Source organism: Arthrobacter sp. ov118 (genome assembly GCF_900116495.1).
GTDB lineage: Bacteria > Actinomycetota > Actinomycetes > Actinomycetales > Micrococcaceae > Arthrobacter.
This window is the reverse complement of sequence record NZ_FPAY01000008.1, coordinates 115,103-140,103: the sequence shown is the minus strand read 5'-3', so window position 1 is coordinate 140,103 and position 25,001 is coordinate 115,103. Positions and strand designations below refer to the sequence as shown.

Annotated in this window: 24 protein-coding genes and 1 tRNA gene; 17 read left to right on the top strand and 8 right to left on the bottom strand. The window is 66.4% G+C overall.

The window, feature by feature from the left end; genetic code table 11:
• The first annotated feature begins 1 nt into the window (after position 1).
• The 12 genes from BM372_RS15060 to BM372_RS15005 all read left to right on the top strand — a co-directional run bounded on the left by BM372_RS15060 (position 2) and on the right by BM372_RS15005 (position 12,672).
• Entirely contained in the window at positions 2 to 406 is a 405-nt protein-coding gene (locus BM372_RS15060; RefSeq protein WP_090956263.1) for a cytidine deaminase, read from the top strand.
• On the top strand, positions 403 to 1,734 hold the full coding sequence (locus BM372_RS15055; protein WP_090956262.1) for a thymidine phosphorylase: 1,332 nt from the start codon (positions 403 to 405) through the stop codon (positions 1,732 to 1,734). Before BM372_RS15060 ends, BM372_RS15055 begins: the two co-directional genes overlap by 4 nt.
• 156 nt (positions 1,735 to 1,890) lie before the next feature.
• Positions 1,891 to 2,526, top strand: coding sequence for a DedA family protein (locus tag BM372_RS15050; protein ID WP_090956261.1), 636 nt, complete (start codon positions 1,891 to 1,893; stop codon positions 2,524 to 2,526).
• Positions 2,527 to 2,763: 237 nt separating this feature from the next.
• Positions 2,764 to 3,591 carry a DedA family protein gene (locus BM372_RS15045; protein ID WP_256214297.1) on the top strand — a complete coding sequence of 276 codons (828 nt, stop codon included), beginning with the start codon at positions 2,764 to 2,766 and terminating at the stop codon, positions 3,589 to 3,591.
• Positions 3,592 to 3,624: 33 nt separating this feature from the next.
• Positions 3,625 to 4,791 (top strand): adenosine deaminase, encoded by a 1,167-nt coding sequence (locus BM372_RS15040; protein WP_090956260.1) that lies wholly within the window; start codon positions 3,625 to 3,627, stop codon positions 4,789 to 4,791.
• A gap of 85 nt (positions 4,792 to 4,876) precedes the next feature.
• Positions 4,877 to 5,470 carry a MazG nucleotide pyrophosphohydrolase domain-containing protein gene (locus BM372_RS15035; protein ID WP_090956329.1) on the top strand — a complete coding sequence of 198 codons (594 nt, stop codon included), beginning with the start codon at positions 4,877 to 4,879 and terminating at the stop codon, positions 5,468 to 5,470.
• A gap of 172 nt (positions 5,471 to 5,642) precedes the next feature.
• On the top strand, positions 5,643 to 6,923 hold the full coding sequence (gene eno, locus BM372_RS15030) for a phosphopyruvate hydratase (RefSeq protein WP_090956259.1): 1,281 nt from the start codon (positions 5,643 to 5,645) through the stop codon (positions 6,921 to 6,923).
• Between the two features lie 86 nt (positions 6,924 to 7,009).
• Positions 7,010 to 7,792: an FtsB family cell division protein gene (locus tag BM372_RS15025; RefSeq protein ID WP_090956258.1), complete on the top strand. Its 783-nt coding sequence runs from the start codon at positions 7,010 to 7,012 to the stop codon at positions 7,790 to 7,792.
• A gap of 67 nt (positions 7,793 to 7,859) precedes the next feature.
• On the top strand, positions 7,860 to 8,675 hold the full coding sequence (locus BM372_RS15020) for a DUF501 domain-containing protein (protein WP_371261750.1): 816 nt from the start codon (positions 7,860 to 7,862) through the stop codon (positions 8,673 to 8,675).
• Entirely contained in the window at positions 8,672 to 9,655 is a 984-nt protein-coding gene (locus BM372_RS15015; protein WP_090956257.1) for a Ppx/GppA phosphatase family protein, read from the top strand. The genes BM372_RS15020 and BM372_RS15015 overlap by 4 nt, the downstream gene beginning before the upstream one ends.
• Before the next feature lie 84 nt (positions 9,656 to 9,739).
• The gene (locus BM372_RS15010; protein ID WP_090956256.1) at positions 9,740 to 11,170 is read left to right on the top strand and encodes a S8 family serine peptidase; all 1,431 of its coding nucleotides are present in this window, start codon (positions 9,740 to 9,742) and stop codon (positions 11,168 to 11,170) included.
• Positions 11,171 to 11,208: 38 nt separating this feature from the next.
• Complete coding sequence (locus BM372_RS15005) at positions 11,209 to 12,672, top strand: NAD(P)/FAD-dependent oxidoreductase (protein WP_090956255.1); 1,464 nt, start codon at positions 11,209 to 11,211, stop codon at positions 12,670 to 12,672.
• A gap of 149 nt (positions 12,673 to 12,821) precedes the next feature.
• Here the strand turns inward: BM372_RS15005 and BM372_RS15000 are convergent, their stop codons facing one another.
• From BM372_RS15000 to BM372_RS20735, 4 genes are all read right to left on the bottom strand, one after another.
• Complete coding sequence (locus tag BM372_RS15000; RefSeq protein ID WP_218160886.1) at positions 12,822 to 14,141, bottom strand: ferredoxin reductase family protein; 1,320 nt, start codon at positions 14,139 to 14,141, stop codon at positions 12,822 to 12,824.
• A 114-nt stretch (positions 14,142 to 14,255) separates the two neighbouring features.
• Positions 14,256 to 14,477: a hypothetical protein gene (locus BM372_RS14995; protein WP_143111492.1), complete on the bottom strand. Its 222-nt coding sequence runs from the start codon at positions 14,475 to 14,477 to the stop codon at positions 14,256 to 14,258.
• Between the two features lie 74 nt (positions 14,478 to 14,551).
• Positions 14,552 to 14,746, bottom strand: coding sequence for a hypothetical protein (locus tag BM372_RS14990; protein ID WP_090956253.1), 195 nt, complete (start codon positions 14,744 to 14,746; stop codon positions 14,552 to 14,554).
• A gap of 138 nt (positions 14,747 to 14,884) precedes the next feature.
• On the bottom strand, positions 14,885 to 15,031 hold the full coding sequence (locus BM372_RS20735) for a hypothetical protein (RefSeq protein WP_177236029.1): 147 nt from the start codon (positions 15,029 to 15,031) through the stop codon (positions 14,885 to 14,887).
• A 236-nt stretch (positions 15,032 to 15,267) separates the two neighbouring features.
• On the opposite strand from BM372_RS20735, the gene BM372_RS14985 reads away from it, so the two are divergent.
• The 3 genes from BM372_RS14985 to BM372_RS14975 all read left to right on the top strand — a co-directional run bounded on the left by BM372_RS14985 (position 15,268) and on the right by BM372_RS14975 (position 17,923).
• Entirely contained in the window at positions 15,268 to 16,212 is a 945-nt protein-coding gene (locus BM372_RS14985; RefSeq protein WP_090956252.1) for an N-acetyltransferase, read from the top strand.
• A 33-nt stretch (positions 16,213 to 16,245) separates the two neighbouring features.
• A tRNA-Leu gene (locus tag BM372_RS14980) sits at positions 16,246 to 16,319 on the top strand.
• 254 nt (positions 16,320 to 16,573) lie between these two features.
• Positions 16,574 to 17,923 carry an ABC transporter substrate-binding protein gene (locus tag BM372_RS14975; protein WP_090956251.1) on the top strand — a complete coding sequence of 450 codons (1,350 nt, stop codon included), beginning with the start codon at positions 16,574 to 16,576 and terminating at the stop codon, positions 17,921 to 17,923.
• A 367-nt stretch (positions 17,924 to 18,290) separates the two neighbouring features.
• Here BM372_RS14975 and BM372_RS14970 read toward each other — a convergent pair whose 3' ends face one another.
• Genes BM372_RS14970 through BM372_RS14955 form a run of 4 tightly spaced genes read right to left on the bottom strand, consistent with a single transcriptional unit; the run spans position 18,291 to position 22,434 of the window.
• A complete protein-coding gene (locus tag BM372_RS14970) occupies positions 18,291 to 19,064 on the bottom strand; it encodes an ABC transporter ATP-binding protein (RefSeq protein ID WP_090956250.1) in 774 nt (257 codons plus the stop codon).
• Positions 19,061 to 20,176 carry an ABC transporter ATP-binding protein gene (locus BM372_RS14965; protein WP_090956249.1) on the bottom strand — a complete coding sequence of 372 codons (1,116 nt, stop codon included), beginning with the start codon at positions 20,174 to 20,176 and terminating at the stop codon, positions 19,061 to 19,063. The genes BM372_RS14970 and BM372_RS14965 overlap by 4 nt, the downstream gene beginning before the upstream one ends.
• On the bottom strand, positions 20,173 to 21,141 hold the full coding sequence (locus BM372_RS14960) for a branched-chain amino acid ABC transporter permease (RefSeq protein ID WP_090956248.1): 969 nt from the start codon (positions 21,139 to 21,141) through the stop codon (positions 20,173 to 20,175). The genes BM372_RS14965 and BM372_RS14960 overlap by 4 nt, the downstream gene beginning before the upstream one ends.
• A 9-nt stretch (positions 21,142 to 21,150) precedes the next feature.
• A complete protein-coding gene (locus BM372_RS14955) occupies positions 21,151 to 22,434 on the bottom strand; it encodes a branched-chain amino acid ABC transporter permease (RefSeq protein WP_177236028.1) in 1,284 nt (427 codons plus the stop codon).
• Between the two features lie 531 nt (positions 22,435 to 22,965).
• Between BM372_RS14955 and BM372_RS14950 the strand changes: the two genes are divergently transcribed.
• Complete coding sequence (locus BM372_RS14950; RefSeq protein ID WP_090956246.1) at positions 22,966 to 23,835, top strand: hypothetical protein; 870 nt, start codon at positions 22,966 to 22,968, stop codon at positions 23,833 to 23,835.
• Between the two features lie 151 nt (positions 23,836 to 23,986).
• Entirely contained in the window at positions 23,987 to 24,919 is a 933-nt protein-coding gene (locus BM372_RS14945; RefSeq protein WP_090956245.1) for a Bax inhibitor-1/YccA family protein, read from the top strand.
• Positions 24,920 to 25,001: the final 82 nt, after the last annotated feature.

Below are 25,001 nucleotides of genomic sequence, written 5' to 3'. Positions count from 1 at the left end.
CGTGGAGGCTACCGATGTCGACTGGGCCGCGCTCGAGGCCGCGGCAGTGTCCGCCATGCAGAACGCCTATGCGCCGTACTCGAAGTTTCCGGTGGGGGCCGCAGCCCTCACCGGCGACGGGCGGATTGTCAGCGGCTGCAACGTCGAGAACGCCAGCTACGGGCTGACCCTGTGCGCCGAATGCGCCCTTGTAGGCAACCTGCAGATGACCGGCGGGGGACAGCTCCGCGCCTTCTACTGCGTCGACGCCGGCGGCAATGTCCTCATGCCCTGCGGGCGCTGCCGCCAGCTGCTCTACGAATTCCGGGCTCCCGACATGGAGCTCATGACCACGCAGGGAATCAAGACCATGGACCAGGTCCTTCCCGATGCCTTTGGCCCCCAACACCTGGAGGAACCCCGGTGACAAAAGCAACACAGCCCGCCAGCAACAGCGAGGCGTTTGACGCCGTCGACATCATCCGCATCAAGCGGGACAACGGCGTGCTCAGCCCGGCCCAGATCGACTGGACAATCGACGCGTACACCCGCGGCGCGATCGCCGACGAACAGATGGCCGCCCTGAACATGGCCATCCTGCTCAACGGCATGGACCGGGCCGAGATCTCGCGGTGGACCGCGGCGATGATCGCCTCGGGTGAGCGGATGGATTTCTCCAGCCTGCGCCGGCCCGACGGCGGCCCGAAGGCGACGAGCGACAAGCACTCCACCGGAGGCGTGGGGGACAAGATCACCCTGCCGCTGGCGCCGCTCGTGGCGGTCTTCGGCGTGGCGGTGCCGCAGCTCTCGGGCCGCGGACTGGGCCACACCGGCGGCACCCTGGACAAACTCGAAGCGATCCCGGGCTGGCGTGCGGCCCTGAGCAATGAGGAAATGCTGGCCCAGCTCCAGGACGTCGGCGCCGTGATCTGCGCCGCCGGCGCGGGACTGGCGCCGGCGGACAAGAAGCTCTACGCGCTCCGCGATGTCACCGGCACGGTCGAGGCCATCCCGCTGATCGCGTCCTCGATCATGAGCAAGAAGATCGCCGAAGGCACCGGCTCCCTGGTGCTTGATGTCAAGGTGGGCAGCGGCGCCTTCATGAAGGACGAGGCCCGCGCCCGCGAACTGGCCGAGACGATGGTGGCCCTGGGCAAGGACGCCGGCGTCAACACCGTGGCCCTGCTGACCAACATGGACACGCCCCTGGGCCTCACGGCGGGCAACGCGATCGAGGTCGAGGAATCGGTGGAGGTCCTCGCCGGCGGCGGACCGGACGACGTCGTCGAACTCACCGTCCGTCTTGCCGAGGAAATGCTGGCGTGCGCCGGCGTCCGCGATGCCGATCCCGGTGCCGCCCTGCGGGACGGCCGGGCGATGGACGTCTGGAACAGGATGATCGAGGCGCAGGGCGGCGATCCGCGCGCCAAGCTTCCGGTCGCCAAGGAATCCGAGGTCATCTATGCCCCGGCCGACGGTGTCCTGGTGGAACTCGACGCGATGGCCGTGGGCGTCGCGGCGTGGCGCCTCGGTGCCGGACGCGCCCGCAAGGAGGACCAGGTCCAGGCCGGTGCCGGGGTGCGCATGCACGCCAAGCCGGGCGCCACGGTCAAGGCCGGCGAGCCGCTCATGACGCTCCTGACGGACACCCCGGAGAAGTTCGAGCGTGCCAAGGAGGCGCTCGAACACGCCGCCGTGATCGCACCCGAGGGTTCCCGCCCCGGCCAGAAGCTCATCATCGACCGCATCGCCTGACACCCGCGTTGCCCTATCACTTGTGGTCGCCAAAGGGCCCAAAACCTGGGGTTTAGCCGCCACAAGTGATAGGGCAAACCAGGGCCTGCGGGCGGCAGTACACTGAGGGAACTTTGTACATTGGACCTTTCAGGACCGGCCGTGCGTTAGGAAGCTGTGCAGGCAATCAACGACTTCATCCTCGCCGCCGCAGGGCAACCCTGGGTCCTCGTGCTCGTTTTTGCCTGCTGCGTGATTGACGGGTTCTTCCCGCCGATCCCGAGTGAGTCGGTGGTGGTTGGCCTGGCCGCCGTCGCCGCCACGGCGGGAGTTCCGAATCCGGTGCTCCTGATCACCACGGCCGCCGCCGGTGCTTTCGTGGGCGACAACCTCGCCTACCTGATCGGCCGCAGGACCGGAACCCGGCGCTGGAGATGGATGCGCCGCCCCCGGATGCAGGCGGCTTTCGTGTGGGCCGGACGGGAGCTCCGGAAGCGCCCGGCGTCACTGATCCTCGTGGCACGCTTCGTCCCGATCGGACGGGTGGCTGTCAACCTGACCGCCGGTGCCACACACTACCCGAGGCCCCGGTTCGTGAGCCTGACGGTGCTCTCGGCGCTGCTGTGGGCCAGCTACTCGGTGGGGATCGGCCTGTTTGTGGGCCCGTGGTTTGAGAAAAACCATGTGCTGGGGGCGGCCATCTCGATCGTCTGCGCCATCGCCCTGGGTCTGGCCGTGGACTTCGTCATCAGCAGGCTGCGCGGCCGCACCCCGGAGGAATCGACGTCCTCCAGGCCGCCCGCCGAATCCTAGCTGAAGCCCGCGGCGAATTGCCCGGCAAACCGCCCTGCCCATCCGGGCCCGCCGGCGCGGCCGACGCTCGAATATTCGTAGCGCCGAACGTAGCGCACCGCGCCCCGCTCGTGGGACACTTAGGGGCGATTTGCGTCACGTTCGTTAGCCGCAGTTCGCCCGTGTTCCACCGTAAGTCAACCGCTTGTTTGTCACGGCCGTATTGTCCATCCCGATCCGTCAAGGAGCACCGCCTGCATGGAGTTCATTAATGAGGCCGTGCTCCATGCTGCTGGCCAGTGGTGGATCTACCCCCTCCTGCTGGTGTTTTTCTTCGTGGACGGTTTCGCGATGGTGGTCCCCAGCGAGACTCTCATCGTTGCATTGGCGGCTTATTCGCTGCACAGCGGCCAGCCCAACCTTTGGATCCTGGGCCTCACGGCGCTGGTCGGGGCCATGGCCGGCGACAACATGGCGTACATGCTCGGCCGGAAGATTGGTCTGGAGCGGTTCCGGTGGATGCGCAAACCGAAAGTCCAGAAGGTCTTTGCCTGGGCCAACTATGAGCTCGAGAAGCGCGGCGCCGTTCTGATCTTCACCGCCCGGTACATCCCTTGGGGACGGGTGGCGGTCAACTATGTGGCGGGGACGACGGCGTTTCCGCACCGGCGGTTCTTCGTCTTGGACGCCGTCGCGTGCTTCACGTGGGTGGGCTACTCGATCGGCATCGGCGTCCTGGCCAGTTCCTTCCCGTGGCTGCATCACAACCCGCTGCTCAGCGCCGGGATCGCGGTGGTGTTCGCGATTGTGCTCGGAGTCCTCATCGACCACCTGCTGCGCTGGTGGCACAAGCGCCTTGGGCGCAACGACGCCCGCCCCGGCACAGCCGACGGCGTGCCTGCCCCAGCACATGCGGCTCAGGCGCACGACGGCCGTGAGCACGTCGCGGGGGAGCCGCAGGCCCAAGCCGCCCCGGAGCATGTGGGCAGGGAGATCCGGGAGCACTCTTCCAATGGGTTCGCTTCCGAGGGGCATGCCAGCCTGCTGGCCGGGCGGGCCACTGAAGCCGGAGCCTCCACAAAGTAGCATCCGGCGCCCGGCGACCCTATGGTTGGAAACGTGACTGAGACTAATCCTGACGCTGCCCCTGACATCGACTTTGACCTTAAGGCTCTTCCCAAGGTCTCCCTTCACGACCACCTGGACGGCGGACTCCGCCCGGCCACCATCATCGAACTGGCCGAGGCCGTCGGCCACACGCTCCCGTCGACCGACCCCGTCGCCCTGGGGGAGTGGTTCCGCGAATCCGCCGATTCCGGCTCGCTGGTCCGTTACCTGGAAACCTTTGACCACACCATCGCCGTGATGCAGACCAAAGAAGGCCTGTTCCGCGTCGCGCAGGAATTCGTCGAGGATCTGGCTGACGACGGCGTCGTGTACGGCGAAGTCCGCTGGGCCCCCGAACAGCACCTGCAGAAGGGCCTGAGCCTGGACGAAGTGGTCGAGGCCGTCCAGGCCGGACTGGAAGCAGGTGTGGACGCCGTCGCCGAAACCGGCCGGGACATCCAGGTGGGCCAGCTCATCACCGCCATGCGCCACGCCGACCGCGGCCAGGAGATTGCCGAGCTGGCCGTCCGCCACCGGAACAACGGTGCGGTGGGCTTTGACATCGCCGGAGCCGAGGACGGCTTCCTGCCCTCCCGCTTCAAGGACGCCTTCACCTACCTCGCCGAGCACAACTTCCCGGCCACCGTCCATGCCGGCGAGGCCGCCGGCCTGGAGAGCATCCAGTCGGCCCTCGTCGACGGCCGGGCGCTGCGCCTGGGCCACGGTGTACGGATCGCCGAGGACGTCACGATCGATTTCGAAGAGGCCGATGACGCCGGACCGGACACCGAAGGCATCGATGAAGTCAACGACACCATCGGCATGGTGACCCTGGGCGAGCTCGCCAGCTGGGTCCGCGACCGCGGCATCGCCCTGGAAATCTGCCCGTCCTCGAACTTGCAGACCGGTGCGATTTCAGGTTTCGGCGAGGGGATCGAAAGCCACCCGCTGGACATGCTCTACCAGCTGGGCTTCAACGTCACCATCAACACGGACAACCGCCTCATGAGCGGCGTGACCCTTACGGACGAATTCGAGCTCCTGATCGAGACCTTCGACTACGACCTCGATGACCTCCTGGAGCTGACGCTGAACGCGGCGGAGGCAGCCTTCCTCCCGCTCGAGGAGAAGGAAGCACTGGTCGAATACATCAACGAGGCTTACGCCGACCTTGGCTAACCAGGAACCATCACCCGTCCAGGGGCAGGCTGAGTTGGCTGAGCTGGTGGGGACGATTGCCGCCCTGCGCGAGCACTGCCCCTGGATGGGTGCCCTCACCCACGAGTCCCTCGTGGAGTACCTCCTCGAGGAGGCCTACGAGGTGGCCGAAACCATCGAGACCGGCGGCGGCGACGCCGAGCTGAAGTCCGAGCTGGGCGACGTGCTGCTCCAGGTGGTCCTTCATGCCCGGCTGGCCGAAGAGCGCGGCGCTTTCGACCTCAACGAGGTGGCCCGCGGCCTGACCGCCAAAATGATCCGGCGCAACCCGCACGTGTTCAAACCCGACGGCTCGCTGCAGGAGTCCTTTCCGGCAACGGTCGAGGACATCGTCCTGACGTGGGAAGCCGTGAAGAAGGCCGAGAAACCGGAACGCGGCCACGTTTTTGATGGCGTCCCCGCCGCGCTGCCTGCGCTCGCGCGGGCCCAAAAGCTCCTGGACCGGGCCGAGCGGGCCGCCTTAGCCAGGGCGGCGAGCGAAACCGCCGTCGAACTCCCGGCCACCGAAGAGGAGCTTGGAGATTTGCTCTTCGGGATTGTGGCCGGTGCCCGGGCTGGCGGACTCGACGCCGAGCGTGCCCTCCGCGGAGCCCTCCGCCGCTTCCAGGACAGCCATGGCCCTAGGCCACCGGCACAGTAACTGCACCATCGCGTCGGCATGATGACGTCCGGCGATTGGATAGGTTTCCGTAACCTCCGCCACTCTCGACTAGGCTAGGAGCGACGACGACGTCGGCTTATCCGCTTGATGTACAGCTAGATTCCAAGCAGTCAGATTCCCTGCAGATCGCTTCACCCAAAGGAGCATATCCATGGCGCTTATCGATGCCATCCACGCCCGCGAAATCCTCGATTCCCGTGGCAACCCGACCGTAGAAGTTGAAGTCCTGCTCTCCGATGGCCAGATCGGCCGCGCAGCAGTACCCTCCGGCGCCTCCACCGGCGAACACGAGGCCGTTGAACTGCGCGACGGCGACAAGGGCCGCTACCTCGGCAAGGGCGTCCAGAAGGCCGTCGACGCCGTCATCGACCAGATCGCCCCCGCCCTGACCGGTTTCGACGCGACCGACCAGCGCAGCATCGACCAGGCCATGATCGACCTTGACGGCACCGCCAACAAGGGCAAGCTCGGCGCCAACGCCATCCTGGGCGTCTCGCTCGCAGTCGCCAACGCTGCCGCCGCATCCGCAGACCTGCCGCTGTACAAGTACCTGGGCGGCCCGAACGCCCACGTTCTGCCTGTGCCGCTGATGAACATCCTCAACGGCGGCTCGCACGCTGATTCCGACGTCGACATCCAGGAATTCATGATCGCGCCGATCGGCGCCGAGACCTTCTCCGAGGGCCTGCGCTGGGGCGTCGAGGTCTACCACAACCTCAAGTCCGTCCTGCAGGCCAAGGGCCTGTCCACCGGCCTGGGTGACGAGGGCGGCTTCGCGCCGAACCTGCCCTCCAACCGCGCCGCCCTGGACCTGATCCAGGAAGCCATCAAGAACGCCGGCTACACCCCGGGCAAGGACATCGCCCTGGCACTGGACGTTGCCTCCTCGGAATTCTTCACCGACGGCGCCTACCAGTTCGAAGGCAAGGCGCTGAGCGCCACCGAGATGAGCAACTACTATGCCGAACTCGTTGCCGACTACCCGCTGGTCTCCATCGAGGATCCGCTGGACGAGAACGACTGGGAAGGCTGGAAGACCCTCACCGACGCCATCGGCGACAAGGTCCAGCTGGTTGGCGACGACCTCTTCGTCACCAACCCGGTCCGCCTGCAGCAGGGCATTGAGTCCGCCACGGCAAACTCGCTGCTGGTGAAGGTCAACCAGATTGGTTCCCTGACCGAGACCCTGGACGCCGTGTCCCTGGCCCAGCGGGCCGGTTACACCACGATCACCTCGCACCGCTCCGGCGAGACCGAGGACACCACCATCGCCGACATCTCGGTTGCCACCAATGCCGGCCAGATCAAGACGGGCGCCCCGGCCCGTTCCGAGCGCGTCGCTAAGTACAACCAGCTGCTGCGCATCGAAGAGGAACTCGACGACGCCGCACGGTACGCCGGGCGCAGCGCCTTCCCGCGTTTCAAAGGCTAGTTAGCCGCGCAAACCGGTAACCGGTGGCTATGGTTGAAAGACCATGGCCACCGGTTCTGTTTTTGGTCCGCTTTTGAAGGAGTGACATGGCTACCCGACGCCCCAATGTTCCCCGGGCCACGCCCGCGGCCGCCAAGGCTGCTGCTGCCAGGCCTGCAGCCACGGGCCCGGGGGCCGCGGCCGACGGCGGCGATGTTATCCGGGCGGACTTCGGCGGCTCCCGCAGCGGCGCCGTCAACGCGGCTCCCGCGAAATCCTCCGGTGCCTCCTCCGGCACGCCGCCGGCCAGAACAGAATCGCCGGCCGCAACGGGCACGGCACCTGCGCGGGGAGCGGAAGGCAGCCGCGGTCCTAGCGGCCCGGCCAAGGGCAAACCGCGGCCGCCTGCGACGCCGAAAACCCGCCCGACGCCCGGGGAGACCGGCGGCAAAGCCGCACGGGGGGCCGCCGCAGCCGAATCCGACGGATCCCTGGACCCGGTTCCGGCAAAGGCGTTCTCCGGCCGGCTGCTGGCCCTCGGCGTCGTCATGATTGCCATTACCATCCTGCTGGCGCCGACCGTCAAGATCTTCCTCGACAAGCGCGCCGAGATCGCGGCGCTGCAGGCGGATATCGCAGCGAAGCAGGCCAAGCAGGAGGACCTCAAACGCCAGGTCTCCCGATGGCAGGATCCGAACTACGTCAAACAGCAGGCCCGCGACCGCATTAACATGGTTATGCCCGGCGAGACCGGCTATTGGGTATTCGGCAGCGATCTTCCTGCCGCGCAGTCCAGTGGCACGGCGGGTGCAGCATCAGCACAAGACCCGGCCAACGTGCCCTGGGTGGACGCCCTCTGGGAATCCGTCAGGCGATCGGCAACAGACTAGAAGCGGCGCCCGCCGCCGGGGTTGTCCCGCGGACAACCCCGGAACAGGGCAGGAAGGTGCCACTCCCGTGGACCAGAACCTAGCGGACGAGAACCGAACGGGCCAAAAAGCGCTTGCGCAGAACACCGCCGCCCAGACTCCGGCGCCACGGCACAGGGCCAGCGCCCCCGAGGCCTCCCGCCAGCCGACGCCGCACGACCTCGAGGTCCTCAGCCGCCAGTTGGGCCGGCCGGTGCGGGACGTCGTCGAAATCCCCGCCCGCTGCGTTTGCGGAAATCCGCTCGTGGCTGCCACGTCGCCGCGGCTGAGCAACGGGACGCCTTTCCCCACCACGTTTTACCTCACCCACCCGGTGATCACGTCCGCGGTGTCACGGCTGGAGGCTGCCGGGCTGATGAACGAGATGAATGTCCGGCTCGCCGCCGATCCCGGCCTGGCCGCCCGCTACCGCGCCGCCCACGAGGCCTACCTGGCCTCCCGCGCCGAGATCGGCGCCCGGTCGGGCATCGGAGCCGTTCCGGAAATCGACGGCGTTTCCGCGGGCGGGATGCCGACCCGGGTCAAATGCCTGCACGTCCTCGTGGGACATTCGCTGGCCGCCGGTCCCGGCGTAAACCCGCTCGGTGACGAGGCGATTGAGGCCATCGCTGAATGGTGGACGGCGGACCGCTGTTACTGCGACGGCGCCTGGGACACCGGAGGAGAGGTCCCGTCCCAGGACCTCAGCCGTCACGGGCCCCAGGGCCTGCCGGAGATAGTGGGCCGCCCGGCCCCGGTCCGCAAGTCCAAGGCAGCAGACACCCCACACACAGTGGAAGCCACAGCAGACGCAACGAAGGCAGCAGACGCCGCAGGCGCAGCAGCCACGGGGGAGCCCAAATGACCCGGGTGGCGGCAGTGGACTGCGGCACGAACTCGATCCGTCTGCTCATTGCAGATGTCAACGTTGCAGATGTAAACGTCGCAGATGTAAACGACGCAGCGGGGCAGCGCACACCGCGGCTGACCGACGTCGTACGGGAAATGCGCGTGGTCCGGCTGGGGCAGGGCGTGGACTCCACGGGCGAGCTGGCCGAAGAGGCACTCGAGCGCACCTTCGCCGCGACCCGGGACTACGCGGACCTCATCCGCGAGCACGGCGCCGAACGGGTCCGTTTCGTCGCCACGTCCGCCACCCGTGATGCGGGCAACCGCCAGGTCTTCGTCGACGGCATCCGCGCCATCCTCGGCGTCGAGCCCGAGGTGATCACGGGTGACGAGGAAGCCGCACTGTCGTTCGCCGGGGCCAGCAGTGTCCTGCCCTCCCGCGGGGACGACCCGGTCCTCGTGGTGGACCTCGGCGGCGGGAGCACGGAGTTCGTGCTGGGCAACGCCGACGGAGTCATCGCTGCCCGCTCGGTGGACGTCGGCTGCGTCCGCATGACCGAACGGCACCTGCGCAGCGATCCGCCCACCCCGGAGCAGATTGCCGCGGCAGAGGCCGACGTCGACGCCGCCATCAGCGAAGCGGCAAGAACCGTCCCGCTGGAGCGCGCCACGGCCGTCGTCGGGGTGGCCGGCTCCGTCACCACCATCACGGCCCACGCTCTGCGCCTGCCCGAGTATTCGCCGGCCGCGATCCACGGCGCCGAGCTGGACCTGGACACGGTCCAGAAAGCCTGCACCGAGCTGCTCGAGATGACCCGGGAGGATCGGGCTGCACTGCCGTTCATGCACCCCGGGCGGGTGGACGTGATCGGCGCCGGCGGCCTCGTGTGGCGGCGGGTCCTGCAGCGCATGTCCGACGTCACGGCCGGCCGCATCACCACAGCAGTGGCCAGCGAACACGATATTCTTGACGGAATTGCCCTCAGCATCAGCTGATTTCGCACCAGCAGTCGTGCACCGGCCCCCTCCTGGTACCCATAGGGTGCTTGTGCCGCGAGCGCATCCGCCGATAGGACCTGTATGACCAGAGCAACAGCCCGGCGCCGCCGGACCGCCTCCGCGTTGATGGCCTTGGCCCTTGTGGGAGGCATTTCCGCGGCGGAGCTGACCGCAGCCTTGGTGGCCGCGCCCGCCGCCCACGCCGACTCCTGGCGGGACAAGGAATATTGGCTTGCCGAATCCGGCATCACCAAAGCCTGGGAGGTGTCCAAGGGGGCCGGGGTCAAAGTCGCCGTGATTGACAGCGGCGTGGACGGCAAGCATCCGGACCTGGCCGGCGTTCTCGCCGGCGGTGCCGACATCTCCGGCGCCGGCGCTGCCAACGGCCAGGAAAGCATCGGCGCCAAGCCCGAACACGGGACGCTTGTGGCCACCATGCTCGCCGGGCGCGGACATCAGCCCGCCAAACCAAGCGCCAAACCGAGCGCGACTGCCTCAGCCAGCGCTGCAGCCGGCGCTGCCGCTGGCGCGGGCGCTGGTCCCGACGGGATCATCGGCGTTGCCCCGGAGGCCCAGCTGCTGTCCGTCTCCACCTGGCTTGGTTCCGCAAACCCGGGGGGCAAAACCGACCAACAGCAGATTCCGGAGGCGGTCCGGTGGGCCGTCGACCACGGAGCCCGCGTCATCAACATCTCGCTCGGCAGCACGTCCCCGGAATGGCCGCAGAGCTGGGACGCTGCGTTCCTCTATGCAGAACAGAAAGACGTCGTCATCGTTGCCGCGGCCGGCAACCGGGTGGGCGGCAACATCCAGGTCGGCGCGCCCGCCACGATTCCCGGCGTACTCACCGTGGCGGGCCTGGACCGCGGCGGAAAGGCCAGCATCGACTCATCGTCCCAGGGCATCAGCATCGGCGTCGCCGCTCCTGCTGAGGACCTGGCCGGCGGCATGCCGGCCGGCGGCTACGCCGAGTGGGCCGGCACCTCCGGCGCAACCCCCATCGTCGCCGGTGTCGCGGCGCTGATCCGGTCCAAGTGGCCCGAGATGTCCGCCAGCCAGGTCATCAACAGGATCGTCAGTACGGCCAAGGACGCCGGAGCGCCGGGCAAGGATCCGCTTTACGGGTTCGGCGTGCTCAACGCCGAGGCTGCGCTCAAGGCCGATGTCGCGGAAACCAAGGTCAATCCCTTGGGGTCGATTTCGGACTGGATCCGGGTCCAGCGGCGCGGCAACCCGGCCTCGACGGCGCCTGCGGCGGCACCGGCGCCCTCCAGTGCCGCGCCCACCCTGCCCGAGGCGACCGTGCCCGTCGCGCAGAAGCCGTCGCAGCTGGACAGTGCCGTTCCGGCCGCGGTGGTCCTGGGTTTCGGCGCCCTGTTCCTGGGCATCATTGCCGCCGCTGCCGTCCAGTTGCGCGCCAGCCTGCGGAATGCACCAAAGGACGGCGGGGACGGGTCCGAACGTTCGCCAGCACCGACCTCGTCCCCGGAGGATTCCAGCAACCGGACATAGTTAGTGAAGCTTTTCACAAACTACTGTATTCTTGACCCATGGCATCCTCCCTTAAGCTCCAGGACCGTCCCCGGGTACTCGTCGTCGGCGGCGGATACGTCGGCCTGTATGTAGCCCTCAAACTGCAGAAAAAGATCGCGAACGCAGGTGGCATCGTCACCGTCGTGGATCCGCTGCCCTACATGACCTACCAGCCCTTCCTGCCGGAAGTTGCCGGCGGCAACATCGAGGCGCGCCACGCGGTCGTCTCGCACCGCCAGCACCTGAAGCAGACGGAACTCATCCAGGGCCGCGTCACCTCGATCGACCACGCCAACCGCACGGCCGTGATCGCCCCGTCCGACGGCGGCGAAACCTTCGAGATTCCCTACTTCGACGTCGTCCTGGCTGCTGGCGCCATCACCCGCACGTTCCCGATCAAGGGCCTCGCGGACAAGGGCATCGGCCTGAAGACCATCGAGGAAGCCGTTGCCCTGCGCAACAAGGTCCTCGAGCGCATCGAGACCGGCTCGCTCATCACGGATCCCGTTGCACGTGCCCGCGCCCTGACGTTCGTCGTCGTCGGCGGCGGCTTTGCCGGCATCGAGTGCATCACCGAAATGGAAGACCTCGCACGCGCCGCGGTCAAGAACAACCCGCGCGTCAGCCAGGAGGAAGTCCGCTTCGTCCTGGTCGAGGCCATGGGCCGCATCATGCCCGAGGTCACCGCCCAGCAGGCCGAATGGGTTGTCGGACACCTCCGCAGCCGCGGCATCGAGGTGCTGCTCAACACCTCCCTTGACAACGCCGAGGGTTCCCTGAAGCTCATCAACCTGCCGGACAAGACCCCGGCGCAGGAATTCGAGTCGGACACCCTGGTCTGGACTGCCGGTGTGCAGGCCAACCCGATGGTCCGCTCCACCGACTTCCCGCTCGAGCCGCGCGGGCGCGTCCGTGTCCTGGCCGACCTGCGCATCGCAGGCGACGAGGGCATCATCGAGAACGCCTGGGCCGCCGGCGACGTCGCTGCCGTTCCCGACCTCACGGGCAGCGGCCTGCCGGACGGCACCTGCGTGCCTAACGCCCAGCACGCGTTGCGCCAGGCAAAGCGCCTGGCCAAGAACCTGTGGGCTTCGCGCTGGAACAAGCCGCTCACGGACTACAAGCACAAGAACCTGGGCGCCGTCGCCGGCTTCGGCGAATGGAAGGGCGTTGCCAACATCAACCTGCTGGGCCGCATCGGCCTCAAGGGCCCGCTGGCCTGGCTGGCACACCGTGGCTACCACGGGTTCGCTATGCCCACCGTGGAGCGCAAGATCCGCGTGATCTCCGGCTGGCTCTGGGCCTTCTTCCTCGGCCGCGACACCACGCAGCTGATGGACCTGGACAACCCGCGCGGCGCCTTCGTGGCGGCAGCGACCCCGGCCCCGAAGCCCGCCGCTGCGCCGGCTCCGGACGCAGCCAAGCCGGTTGCCGACCCCAAGGCGGCCACCGCGGCATCGGTCTCGGCAGACGCCAAGTAACTGCTTGGGGCGACGCGCCCCTTAGGCGGCGGTTGACTTCCGACGGCGGCTGTTCCCTTCCGGGGGAGCAGCCGCCGTCGTTTTTTTGCCTATAGGCGTCAAATGGCGTATCGGGGTGCCATCGTCAGGTTGGTGTAGTTGCGCGGTGACTAAAAGTTGAAGTCCTCGTGGTGGAGTTGCCGCCGCGGCAGGCCAGCTTGGGTCAGGGCCGTTGTCGCGGCGGAGGAGAGCCGGGGCGATGCGCAGATGTAGACGTCGCGGGCGGCCAGATCCGGGACTATGGCCTTCAGGGTCTGGGCGGTTATTGCGTTTCGGGGGTCGGACGCCGGTCCGGTCAGGAAAATCAGCTGTGCCCCGCGGTGCCGGGCGATGTGTTCGAGCTCGTCGCGGAAGAGTATCTCCTCCGTGGAGGAGGCCCGGTACAGCAGGGTCAGGTCCCGTCCGGGGACCGGCAGTGTCTCAAAGAGGGCGCGCATGGGGGTGATTCCCACGCCGCCGCCGATCAGGAGGACTCCTCGTCCTTGGCGCCGCCCGTTCGTCATGGCACCGTACGGGCCAGCTGCGAGGACTCTTGCCCCTGGTCGTACGGCGTGGATGGATCGCGTTCCGTCGCCGACCGCTTTGACTGTTATCCGCAGGAACTGGTGATGGGGCGGGGCCGAAAGCGAGAAGGGGTGGGACGATCGCCACAGCGTCCGGGTCAGAAATCTCCAGCGGAAAAATTGTCCGGATTCGGCGTTGAGCTCGTGGAGGTGGCGGCCGCGAAGGATGATGCTGACCACCCCGGCACCCTCATCGACGACATGATCGACTCGCAGCCGGTGGCGCCATGCCTGTGTGAGTGGTGCCAGGACCCTGTACCGCAAGATCAGCCCGAAGCTGAACGTGTAGAGCAGGCTCCATGCCACCTGAACCAGTGGGAGGCCGGCCAGGTCGGGGCCTGCGAGTTCGTGGGAGAAGGACAAAGCGATCGCGAGGTAGGTCAGCAGGTGAAGGAAGTGCCAGGTCTCGTACCGTAGTTTTCGGCGCATGCTCTGCGCCGAAATGGCTCCGACGGTGAGAAAGATTATCGTTCCGGCTGTGGCTGCGATAAGTCCCGGCATTCGGAGCACGTCGATGGTTGCGGCCCACACCGAGGTGCCTTGAACTGTTGCCCAGGCCGCCGTCGCGGCGATCCCGTGGATGAGGATCAGGCAGAAGATGGCCCTGCCGCCTTTACCGTGCCATCGTGCCAGCCGGTCCGCACCCACTCCTCGTTCCAGGGCTGGGGCGCGGGACATCAGGGCCACCATGACTGTTACGCCGTATCCGGCGAGCAGGCCGGAGGTGTGGGCCAGGAGGGGCAGGTTGAACCGCACGGGCTGGGGAGCACCGATCCCGGCCCACGCAGTGACCGCGACGGCACCGGCCGTGATCAACCAGAGCACCATCGCCGGCGGGACGGTCTGGGCCGCCGTCTCGGCTGGCACACCGGATCGTACGGATCCGTCCCGTTGACGGTCGGCTAATGATGTCATCGACTTCTTTCTTCGAGGCGGCCAGGTTGCTGTGATCGCCTAATTACTGTTTGTGATGGGCTTTGCTCAGCGGCCGCCCCTGCCGTGGCCGTGCGCCATCCTGTCTCTTCCGGGCGCAGTGAGCGCCTGTTGGTTGGGTGCGACAAATGCCGTGGAGCTGTCCGGGGTTGCGACAACAGAGCCGGTGGTGGGCTGCACGGGTGAGACGGCCGGTGCGTTCACGCCGAGCTGTATGCCGGTGATGACGGCGGCACCGATGACCGTGACGGACACCGCCCGTTGGAGCAAGGCCCATACCCGGGATCCATCCCTTGCTGGCGGCCAGGCTGTTCCGCGTCTCGGAGGCGCGGGTGCCGCGGTGCTCACAGCCGGTTCCCGCCGGCAGGGGGCGGACACGCGGTCTCCGCCGTTTCAGGGGTTTGATCCGGCGCTGCCGAGGTTTCGTTCGCGCGCTGCCAGGTCGTTCCAAGCACAGCGGTCAATGCCATAGCGGCGAACGCGGAGACAAGGCCGGGGCGGCCGGTGGTCAGCGGGGCGACGGGGCGGTAGGCGATCATCAGGGCCTTCCTTGGGGTGGGTGTTCGGGTCACCGTTCGGCTGCGGTGGAAGTGCTGGGGACTCAGGGAGATCCTCGTCCGGACTGTGAAGTGTCACAGGTGGTCTGGAAGTCCCAGGCCGAAGGAGTGCGGCAGGATTCAGTGGCCGCCCTGGCCTCCGGTTTCGGTGGCGGTTGCGGTGGCCGTGGCGGCGTTGGTCGGCAGGGCCATGGCGGTGAGGCCTCCGCCGCCGACGAGGACGCCGATCAGAGTGGGGCCTGCCGACATCTTCCGAACGCTGTTCAAAGTTTTTCTCCTTGCTGGTTCCACTCCGGCTTTCGAAGCTGTTCCTATCCTCAGGTGGGACTCTGTCGGACCACTTTCTCCGTGCTGTGCGCATCCTGTGTTCTTTTTTGCTGGGTCACGCCGGCTCAAGGCTTTTTCCAGTACGACCGTTTTTGCCTCCGTTTTGCCCTCCGGGCTCGTGGCGGCCTTCCCAGCCCTGAACCCGCGCGTTGACCCACCATGCCTAGACTGGCTTCATGACTGCTGAAAAGGACCTTCATACCCTGCTGGCAACCATGCGTCCTGTCCGCCGCGACGGCGAGTTCGTCTACGTCCTGTGGCCGCACGGCAGGCCGCTGGAAGGCGGCATCATGGCCGCTGTGCGGGAAGCAGAGGGACTGACCGTGGTGATGGCACGGGACGAGGCGGAGGCCCTGGCGTTGCCGTACGACTTTGTCGGAGCGTGGATAACCCTTGAGGTGCATTCCTCCCTGGAAGCGGTGGGCCTGACGGCCGCCGTCGGCGCCGCCCTCACGGAGGCGAAGATCAGCTGCAACGTCCTGGCCGGTTTCCACCACGACCACCTGATGGTGCCCCTGGCGGATGCAGACCGGGCGCTGGAAGTCCTGCACGAACTGGCGGAGGACAGCGGCCGGGCGGGACCTGCGCCGACGCTCCGGATGCGTACCGAACGGCCGGAAGACCGCCCCGCCATCCTGGCTCTGACCGCTGCGGCCTTCGCCGTTTCCCCGATCACCGGACTGCGCGTGGACGGCGAACCGGAGGAAGTCGGCCTGCTCTGTGGGCTCTTCGACTGTGCGGAGTATCTGCCGGAGTTCAGCATCGTCGCGGAGCTCGACGGCGAAATCGTGGGTCATGTGATCAGCACGCGGGGATGGGTGGGGGAGCTGGAGCTCCTGGGGCTCGGGCCGATCGGCGTAGTGCCGCGGCTGCAGCGCCACGGTATTGGCACCGCGCTCATGAAGGAGACCCTGGCCCGGGCCAACCTGGCGGGGGAGCGGGGGATCGCGCTGCTGGGCAGCCCTGACTTTTACTCGCGCTTCGGCTTCGTGCCGTCAACCTCGCTCGGGGTGGCCCCACCGAAGGCAGAATGGAACGGCTACTTCCAACTGCTCCCGCTCGCCGTCTGGCCCGGGGGAGTCAGTGGAACTTTCCGCTACGCGCGGCCCTTTGCTGACTGATCCGGCCCGCAGACGGGATAGCATGGACCGGGCGCCCCAGTAGCCCAATTGGCAGAGGCATCGGACTTAAAATCCGCGTGTTGTGGGTTCGAGTCCCACCTGGGGCACTTTGTTGATGCGGCCCTGCGATGGCCCGCCCCGGGCATGCTTGCGTTTCCCGGCCCGGCACCGGTTTCCCGGTATCGCGGCCAAGCCAAGGCCCCGGGGTGCCCGCAGATTCCCTCTATGCAACGAGTGTTATAAGGATGTGACCGTAGTCACTTATTTTCGGCCCGAAATTGCATTAGCTTGAAGTGGAATCAGGAACACCTGATCTTTCGCGTCAAAGGCCGTTCGCACCTTTAGATCGAGGAGCTAGTACATGACTTCACTCCACCAGGCTGCGCCCCGCATCGCTAAGCTCACAGCGCTTAGCATCGGTGTCGCCTTTCTGGCTACGGCTTGTGGTGGTTCGTCCACCCCGAGTTCGACGGGCTCCAGCTCGGCCGCAGCCGCGGGCATCGCTTGCCCTGCACCCAGCGCCACCGGCGGCGGTACCAGCGCTGCCGGTAACACCGGCTCCGTGCCCCCTTCGGCCACCACCACCGCTACACCCCTGAAGATCGGCTCGCTCCTGCCGACGACGGGTTCCCTGGCCTTCCTCGGCCCGCCCGAAATTGCCGGCGTTAACCTCGGCATCAAGGAGATCAACGACGCAGGTGGCGTCCTGGGCAAGCCCGTCGAGGTCATCCACCGCGACTCCGGCGACACCAAGACCGACATCGCCACCCAGTCCACCACGGCACTGCTCGGCCAGGGCGTCGGTGCAATCATCGGTGCCGCTTCCTCAGGCGTTTCCAAGACGGTCATCAACCAGATCACTGGTGCCGGCGTCGTCCAGTTCTCCCCGGCCAACACCTCGCCGGACTTCACCACTTGGGATGACAAGGGCCTCTACTGGCGCACCGCTCCCTCGGACGTGCTCCAGGGCAAGGTCCTCGGCAACTACATGGCTACCTGTGGCGCCCAGACCGTCGGCATGATCGTCCTGAACGACGCGTACGGCACCGGCCTCGCCAAGAACGTCCAGGCCGCTTTCGAGGCAGCCGGCGGCAAGGTTGTGGCCCAGGAACTCTTCAACGAAGGCGATTCCCAGTTCAGCAGCCAGGTGGACAAGGTCCTCGCGGCCAAGCCGGACGCCATTGCCCTGATCACCTTTGACCAGGCCAAGAGCATTGTGCCGCTGATGACGGGCAAGGGCGTCAAGCCGACCCAGATCTTCATGGTGGACGGCAACATGTCCGACTACAGCAAGGACTTCCAGGCGGGAACCCTCAAGGGCGCCCAGGGCACCATTCCGGGTACCTTCGCCAAGGAAGACTTCAAGAAGAAGCTGCTGGCGATTGACCCGGCGCTGAAGGACTACAGCTACGCGGGCGAGTCCTACGATGCCGCCAACCTGATCGCGCTGGCGGCCGAGGCTGCTAAGAGCACCAAGGGCACCGACATCGCCGGACAGCTGAAGGCAGTCTCTGAGGGCGGCGAGAAGTGCAACACCTTCCCGTCCTGCGTCACCCTGCTCCGCAACGGCAAGGACATCGACTACGACGGCCAGTCCGGTCCCGTTGCGTTCTCCGACGCCGGCGACCCCACGGAAGCCTACATCGGCATCTACGAGTACCAGGATGACAACACCTACAAGCCGGCCAAGGAAGAATTCGGCAAGCTGTAAGCCGCTTCCTACCGACACGCAAAAGACCCCCGTCCACCCGGACGGGGGTCTTTTGCGTGCGGCGGAGGGGCGACACGGGGCACGGCGACCCCGACCCCGTCACGCAGAGCAGGCTTTAGGTCGGCAGAGGAGCGGACGACGGCGGAAATCCGGCTCCGCGCCTCGGTCACCCCGCCAAGACTCTGCTCTCCGTGACGCCGTCGTTGTTGGGCCGGGCTCACGGCGGCAGGGTTCCCTGCCCGAGCTTGCTAGGGGAGGGGCCGCGGAGTCGCCCGGAGGTAACTATCGCTGCCGCGGACCGCTCCGGGCACGCAAAAGGGCCGCTACCGGCTGGTGGCGGCCCTTGAGCCTGAGTATTGCCGAAGGACTACTCGTCGGTGTCCGCGAGCGTCCCCAGGTAGAGCTGGATAACCTTGGGATCCTTCATGAGCTCCCGGCCGGTGCCCGTGTACGCGTCCTTGCCCTGGTCCAGGACGTAGCCGCGGTCGCAGATCTGCAGGCAGCGGCGCGCATTTTGCTCCACCATGATGACGGAGACGCCGGCCCGGTTGATCTCGTGGACCCGCAGGAACGTCTCATCCTGTTTGACAGGGGAGAGGCCGGCAGACGGTTCGTCGAGCAGGAGCACGGCCGGATCCATCATGAGGGCCCGTCCCATGGCCACCATCTGGCGTTCGCCGCCAGAGAGCGAGCCCGCCCGCTGGGCCCGCCGCTTGCCGAGCTCGGGGAACAGGCTGGTGACGAAGTCGAACCGCTCGGAGTAGTCCTTCGGGCGCTGGAACATGCCCATCTGCAGATTTTCCTCGATGGTCAGGGCCGCGAACACGTTGTTCGTCTGCGGCACGAAGCCCACGCCACGGCTGACCAGCTTGTTGGCCTTGAGCCCGGTGATGTCCTGCCCGCGGACCACCACCGAGCCGGAGTGGACCTTGACCAGGCCGAACATGGCCTTCAGCAGCGTAGACTTGCCGGCGCCATTGGGCCCGATGATGCCGATCAGCTCACCCCTCCGGGCTTCGATGCTGCAGCCGTTGAGGATATTGACGCCGGGGATGTAACCGGCCACAAGGTCGGTGACCTTGACCACGGAGTCACCCTCGTAGGCGGGCTGGGCGGCAGGTGCCGCGCTGGTGGCGCTCATTCTGTGTCCTTCGGTGTGCTGTTCGGCAGCGCTGTACTGCCCGTTTGCTCGGTGCTGCCCGGCTGTTCGGCACTGCGGCGACCGCGCACGGGCCCGTTCGCCTCCGGTTCCTGGGCCTCGGTGGTGAGGACATCGGCGGAGATGATGCCGGCATCCTCAGTGCCAACGATCGATTCCTCGTCGGCGACCAGCTCGGCGGCCAGTTCCTTGATGCCTTCGGCATCGCCGAGGTCGACGTCGTGGTGGGCGCCGAGGTAGGCGTCGATCACGGCGGGGTTCTTCATGACCTCACCGGGCGGGCCTTCGGCCACGATCTTGCCCTCGGCCATCACCACCACCCAGTCGGCGATGTGCCGGACCATATGCATGTCGTGCTCGACGAACAACACGGTCATGCCTTCGGACTTGAGGTTCTTGATGTGGTCCAGCAGGGACTGCGTCAGTGCCGGGTTCACGCCGGCCATGGGCTCATCGAGCATCACGAGCTTGGGCCGGACCATGAGCGAGCGTGCCATTTCCAGCAGTTTGCGCTGCCCGCCTGACAGTGACGCCGCGTAGTCGTCCCTCTTGGTGTCCAGCTTGAACTTTTCGAGCAGGACGTTGGCCTCGTCGGTGATCCGCTTTTCCTGGCCGCCCCAGATGCCCTTGAAAAAGGCCTTGAAGAGCCGCTCGCCGGACTGGTTGGAGGCACCCAGCCGCATGTTCTCCATCACGGTGAGCTTGCCCATGACCTTGGTCAGCTGGAAGGTGCGCACCATGCCCATCCGGGCCACCTTGTAGGAGGACACCCCGGCCAGGCTGTTGCCTTCGAACTGCCATTTGCCCGAGTTCGGTGTATCGAAGCCCGTGAGCAGGTTGAACAGGGTGGTCTTGCCAGCACCGTTCGGGCCGATCAGGGCGGTGATCTTGTGCCGCGGGATCTCGAGGTATTCGACGTCGACGGCGTTGATGCCGCCGAAGCTGCGGGTGACGTTTTCCGCCACAACGATCGGATCGCGCTTCTTGCAGCCGGGGCCGGTTTCAGCCGCGGCAATCGGACGTGCGTCCGTCATGTAGTCGATTTCTTCCGACGTGCGGGGTTCGCCACGCGACCCTTCGCTGGGAATGCTCATGCGAATGCCAGCTCCTTCTTGTTGCCGAGGACACCCTGTGGCCTGAAGATCATCAGCAGCATCAGCGCCACGCCGACCAGGATGTAACGCAGCTGCCCGGCCTGGACCGTGTTCAGCCACGTGATGGTGCCTGACTCGATCAGGCCGTAGAGGATCCCCTGGGTCAGGGACAGCACGACCCAGAAGATCATGGCGCCGACTACCGGGCCGAGCACGGTGCCCAGGCCGCCCAGCAGCAGGCAGGTGTACAGGAAGAACGTCAGCTCCGTGCCGTAGTTGGCCGGCTGGACCGCACCGCGGGGGAGCGTGAAGATCATGCCCGCCAGGGCGCCGAGTACACCACCGATGATGAGGGACTGCATCTTATAGGCGTACACGTTCTTGCCGAGCGACCGGACGGCGTTCTCGTCCTCGCGGATGCCCTTCAGTACCCGGCCCCAGGGGCTGCGCATCAGCAGCCAGACCAGGAGGCAGAACACGGCCACGACGATCCAGGCGACCACCCGGATGAAGAAGTCACGGTTGTTCATGCCGATGTAGGTCCCCGGCGGGAACGGGTTCATGGCGTAGAAGTCGCCCTCGAAGGCCGCCAGGCCGTTTGCTGAACCGGTGACGGAGGTCAGCTGGTTGGTCGTGACGATGTAGCGGACGATCTCGGCCGCCGCAATGGTCACGATGGCCAGATAGTCCGCCCGCAGCCGCAGGGTCGGGATGCCCAGCAGGAGGGCGAAGATGGCCGAACAGACGACGGCGATCAGCAGTCCGACGAAGAACGGCACGTGGAATGTCAGGGTGGAGATGGCGAAGCCGTAGGCTCCCACCGCCATGAATCCTGCTTGGCCGAAGTTGAGCAGGCCGGTGTAGCCGAAGTGGACGGCGAGGCCGAGGGTGGCCAAGGCGTAGGCGGCCGTCGTCGGGCTGAACAGTTCACCGGCGGCGCTGGAAAGAATGAATCCGAAGTCCATGGTTGTCTCCTAACCCACGCGCTCGCGGCGGCCCAGAATGCCCTGAGGCCGGAACAAAAGGACAACGATCATGATGAACAACGCTCCCACGTACTTGAGGTCGGCAGCGAGGCCGAACACGGTGGTCAGCTCAACGAAGATGCCGACGATGATGGAACCGACCAGGGCGCCCCAGACCGTGCCGAGGCCACCCAGGGTGACACTGGCGAAGATGAGCAGCAGGATCTGAGAGCCCATGTCGAAGGTGACGCCGGGCCGGTAGTAGGCCCAGAGGATGCCGCCGAGGGCGGCAAGCATGCCGCCGACCACCCAGACGATCCGGATGACGAAATCGACGTCGATGCCGGAAGCGGCGGCCAGTGCCGGGTTGTCAGCCACCGCGCGGGTGGCTTTGCCCAGGCGCGTCTTGAGCAGAACGACGCCCAGGGCCGCGATCACGATGGCGCTGACGAGCAGCGACAAGAGGTTGTTGGGCGAGATGGAGACCGGGCCGATGAGGATTTCCGCACTCTGGGCAAAGGGCAGTTGCTGGGTCGCCCCGCCGAAGTAGAACTGGATGATGTAGCGCACGGCCAAGGCCAGGCCGATGCTGACGATCATCATCGGGACAAGCCCGGTTCCCCGGCGCCGCAGCGGCTTCCACAGGCCCGCATCCTGGACGTACCCGAAGAGGCCGCCGCCGACGACGGCCAGGAGGATCGCAAGCCAGAACGGCAGGTGCATCCCGTTGAACGCAAAGACCAGTACGGCGCCCAACGTGACCATTTCACCGTGGGCGAAGTTCGTCAGGCCGGTGGTGCCGAAGATCAGCGAGAGGCCCACGGACGCAAGCGCGAGCAGCAGGCCGAAGCTCAGGCCGGCCACGAGTCGGTTGAGCAGGTTCTGCCCGAAGTTTTGCTCCGCTACGACAATGCCCTTGCCAAAAGCGAAGATCACCGAGAGGTTCGAGGTCTGGCTGAACGTAACTTTGCGGGGGTTGTCTTGGCCCTCGGCCAGTTTGATGCCCTGCGGCAGCGTGGACTCGTCGAGTTTGACCTCGTAGGTGCCTTGCGTGGGGACGCCGATGGTCCAGGCGCCGTTGGCTCCCGATTTGGCGGTTCCCGTGAAGTCGCCGTTCGTGGCGGTGATGGTTACTCCGGGGATCGGTGCCCGGTCGTCGCCGCGCAGGAAGCCGCTGATGCTGTTGGTGAATTGTGTGGCCGACGGGGATGGTGTCGGCGAGGGGGTCGCAGCGCCGGATGCCGGGGCTATGACGAGCAGTAGCGCGGCCACGGCGGCGGCTACAGCCCCCACAGCCCTCAGTAGTCTGCCGCGCCGTCTGTGCGACAGGCCGCTCGTTGTGCTTCTCAAATTGAAAACCTCCACATGGGGGTGATGGGGGTTGCGCCATTGCAACCGCTGCGAACGGTCAGGGTGACCGGGCTCTCGCCAGCAAATAACGTGTGAGGTCCGTCACCCTGTGTGGCCTATGCTACAGCGCGGGCGGGCCGCTGAATGCGCCTGCGAGCAGGCGGAACGTCGCGATCAGGTAACAACCGTGTAGTCGCACCTCTCCCTATCTTTAGCGTGGTTAAAGAAAACTTTTGTTGATTCCGAGTATGCCTAAACAGTGGACCTGGTCGTGCTCCGATCCGGCTGCAAGGAGCCCTGCGGCACCCGCTCCGTCCAAGGTTTTTCCAAGTACTCCGGCGTTATGGTGCCAAGAGCGCCGATGCCCGTCCAGAACCAACGTCCCAGAACCCAAGTCCGGAGCTGAAGCCCGGAAACGGATCCGGGACCGGGTCCGGCGCCGCAAGCAGCGGCCGAAACTTGGAGGGCCGACCGATGAACCGGGTGGTCAAGCTGTGCCTCGCGGGTTCGCTGGTGCTAGCGATCCTGGGGATCCCGGCGCTCAGCCTTGGGCCGGAGACTGCCGGCGCACAGGCCTGCGAACCGTCCGGAGCGCCGCCCTCCGATCCGTATCCGGGGACGACTGCGGCAGCCTCGAGCTTCGAATCCGGCACCCTGGACGGGTTCGACGTCTCCAAGTCCGGAACGGGGGAAGCCTCCGTGTCCGCCGGGTTGTCCCACTCCGGAAACTGTGCTGCCGTCCTGCACACCACCACGGCGCCCGGCTCCCTCGCCAAGGTGACAGTGGATCTGACGCTGGGCGCCACCGAGGCGTATGCAGACGGCTGGTTCAACATCGCAGCCGAAGGGATGGCGGGGAATAACGTTCCTTACTTCAGGTTCTTTTCCGGTCGCGTCCGCGTTCTGGATGTTTTCAGGCAAAACATCTCCGGCGAACTGGTGCTCCGGACGTCGACTCCGGCGGCGTTCATCTACACGACACTGAGGCAGTACGTTTCCACGGACTCCTGGCACCGGCTGGTGATGCACGTGGTCCCCAACGGTCCCGGGACGAAGGTCCAGATCTGGTGGGACGGCCGTTCCGTCTACGCGGGCACCCTCAATATCCCGACCACGACTGTCGATACAGTGCAGCTTGGCTCCGAACACGATCAACAGATGGCCGACATCTACGTCGACGACGTCGTTGTCAACAGCCGGACGGGCACCCCGGCCCCGGTCCCCGGACCCCTTCCGCAACCGACGGGGGATCCGTCCAGGCCGCTCAACGACTTCCGGGGTGACCGGCCAGGGGTGGTCTTGGCCACGGAAACCACTGCCAGGAGCGGCCGCGGCCCCGAGTGAACCGGACTCCGGGCTTGTAAGGTCACGGTTCGGTTGCGGCGGCTTCAGGGGGGAACTATGCCTGCCCGTCGGGCGTGGAAGTTGGTAGCGTGACTATATATCGTCCGCATCGCACCGGATCATCACCCACCCTAATTGGAGGACACCCGCAATGTCAGCTGGCGGAAACCCGATCTTCAGCGGAAAGAATTTCCGCGAAGCCACCCAGGCGCCACCTGCCGTGCAGGCGCCGTACGGCCAACACTCCTATGGCCAGAACCCTTATGGCCAGAGCCCCTATGGCCAAAACCCCGGCCAGTTCAGGGATGCCTCGGGCGCGTGGAGTGCTGCCCAGCAGGGCATGAGCCAGGAGCAGCTCCAGGACCTGTACAACCGTCCGGCGGCCGGCCCTGCCGACATTGGCCGGATGACCTACGACGACGTCATCGTCAAGACCGCCGGGTGCCTCGGCGTCCTGGTGGTCGGTGCCGCAATGGCCCTCGCCGTCCCGCAGGGCACGGGTTCCATGCTGATGATCCTCGGGGCGCTGGGCGGCTTCGTCCTCGCGATGGTCAACACGTTCAAGAAGCAGCCGTCCCCGGCGCTGATCCTGGCCTATGCGCTGCTTGAAGGATTCTTCCTCGGCGGCCTGACCCGGATCCTCGACAACCTGTTCCCGGGAGTCGGCATCCAGGCGGTGGTCGGGACGCTTTCCGTCTTCGCCGTGACACTGGTGCTGTTCAAGAGCGGCAAGGTTCGTGCGACGCCAAAACTCATGCGGTTCTTCATGATCGCCCTGATCGGCTATGCGGTGTTCGCGCTGGTCAACATGTTCATGATGATGACCGGGGCCGTGACCACGCCGTTTGGCCTGAGCACGAGCATGGAGATTTTCGGTATCCCGCTCGGGGTCTTTATCGGCGTGCTCGCCATCGGGCTGGCCGCGTTCTCCCTGATTATGGACTTCACGTCCATCGAGGCGGCCATCAGCGCCGGGGCCCCGCAGCGTTTCTCCTGGACCGCCGCCTTCGGCCTCACGGTCACGCTGGTCTGGCTCTACGTCGAGATCATCCGCCTGCTGGCCATCCTCCGCGGCGACGAATAACCGCCGTCGTTCCTGGAACGGTTCGCTAATACAGTGAAGAGCCCCGCCGCATGGCGGGGCTCTTCCGTTTAAGCTGCTGTTT

Coding starts and splice junctions, on each gene's coding strand:
- BM372_RS15045 (WP_256214297.1), top strand. CDS start 2,764: ATGGAGTTCATTAATGAGGCCGTGCTCCATGCTGCTGGCCAGTGGTGG.
- BM372_RS14960 (WP_090956248.1), bottom strand. CDS start 21,141: ATGGACTTCGGATTCATTCTTTCCAGCGCCGCCGGTGAACTGTTCAGC.
- BM372_RS14965 (WP_090956249.1), bottom strand. CDS start 20,176: ATGAGCATTCCCAGCGAAGGGTCGCGTGGCGAACCCCGCACGTCGGAA.
- BM372_RS14950 (WP_090956246.1), top strand. CDS start 22,966: ATGAACCGGGTGGTCAAGCTGTGCCTCGCGGGTTCGCTGGTGCTAGCG.
- BM372_RS15010 (WP_090956256.1), top strand. CDS start 9,740: ATGACCAGAGCAACAGCCCGGCGCCGCCGGACCGCCTCCGCGTTGATG.
- BM372_RS14985 (WP_090956252.1), top strand. CDS start 15,268: ATGACTGCTGAAAAGGACCTTCATACCCTGCTGGCAACCATGCGTCCT.
- BM372_RS14970 (WP_090956250.1), bottom strand. CDS start 19,064: ATGAGCGCCACCAGCGCGGCACCTGCCGCCCAGCCCGCCTACGAGGGT.
- BM372_RS15015 (WP_090956257.1), top strand. CDS start 8,672: ATGACCCGGGTGGCGGCAGTGGACTGCGGCACGAACTCGATCCGTCTG.
- eno (WP_090956259.1), top strand. CDS start 5,643: ATGGCGCTTATCGATGCCATCCACGCCCGCGAAATCCTCGATTCCCGT.
- BM372_RS14945 (WP_090956245.1), top strand. CDS start 23,987: ATGTCAGCTGGCGGAAACCCGATCTTCAGCGGAAAGAATTTCCGCGAA.
- BM372_RS15025 (WP_090956258.1), top strand. CDS start 7,010: ATGGCTACCCGACGCCCCAATGTTCCCCGGGCCACGCCCGCGGCCGCC.
- BM372_RS15035 (WP_090956329.1), top strand. CDS start 4,877: ATGGGTGCCCTCACCCACGAGTCCCTCGTGGAGTACCTCCTCGAGGAG.
- BM372_RS14990 (WP_090956253.1), bottom strand. CDS start 14,746: ATGATCGCCTACCGCCCCGTCGCCCCGCTGACCACCGGCCGCCCCGGC.
- BM372_RS14975 (WP_090956251.1), top strand. CDS start 16,574: ATGACTTCACTCCACCAGGCTGCGCCCCGCATCGCTAAGCTCACAGCG.
- BM372_RS15005 (WP_090956255.1), top strand. CDS start 11,209: ATGGCATCCTCCCTTAAGCTCCAGGACCGTCCCCGGGTACTCGTCGTC.